The following is a 278-nucleotide window of genomic DNA, read 5'->3' as shown; positions in this document are numbered from 1 at the left end:
AATATAAGTTGTGCTTGAGTTCACCGTTAGTAGAGAAAGTAGAAAAAAGCCAACCATAACAATGACACAGCCTAATGTAGCAAGTAAGCGCGGCTGTATTTTATCGGCAAATTTACCTGCCAGTGGCGCCATGATAGCCATTGACACCGCTTGGAGTAATACGATTTGCCCTGCATGTGCGGGGCTTAATCCTTTAATATATTGCAAATACAAACTTAATAAAAAGGCCAGTGAAAAGTTACTGGCATACATTAAAAAGGAAGTGGACAAGGATAGGC

Annotated in this window: 1 protein-coding gene; it reads right to left on the bottom strand. The window is 40.6% G+C overall.

What is annotated here, in order from left to right:
• Window positions 1–278 (bottom strand): MFS transporter (locus AAEY88_RS13305; protein ID WP_350563154.1); only part of this gene is annotated, 278 nt, incomplete at both ends.

Origin of the sequence: Psychrobacter sp. CAL346-MNA-CIBAN-0220, from assembly GCF_040309805.1 — a bacterium.
In the GTDB taxonomy this organism is placed as follows: domain Bacteria; phylum Pseudomonadota; class Gammaproteobacteria; order Pseudomonadales; family Moraxellaceae; genus Psychrobacter.
This window is presented reverse-complemented; position numbering and strand designations above follow the sequence as displayed.